1 protein-coding gene is annotated in these 262 nt (G+C 48.9%); it reads left to right on the forward strand.

What is annotated here, in order from left to right:
• Positions 1 to 262: tetraacyldisaccharide 4'-kinase (locus NLF92_RS13250; protein WP_254102704.1), on the forward strand; the 262-nt coding region annotated here is incomplete at both ends.

Raw genomic sequence — 262 nt, forward strand, 5'->3', positions numbered from 1 at the left:
GTGAAAGGCGAAGATGATGCGTCTGAAGTGGGTGACGAACCTCGTTTACTGGCCATTAGAAGCCAGTGCGACGTTGTTATCGATCCAGTCCGCGCACGTGGAGCCGCGTACTTAAGTGACGAATTACACTGTGATTTAATTATTTGTGATGACGGTCTTCAACATTACGCGCTTCATCGCGACGTTGAAATTGTAGTGATGGACGACAGAAAAGTAGGCAGTGGTTATTTGCTGCCAATGGGGCCCCTTCGCGAAGGACAAT

It is taken from the genome of Opacimonas viscosa (genome assembly GCF_024199005.1).
Classification (GTDB): domain Bacteria; phylum Pseudomonadota; class Gammaproteobacteria; order Enterobacterales; family Alteromonadaceae; genus Opacimonas; species Opacimonas viscosa.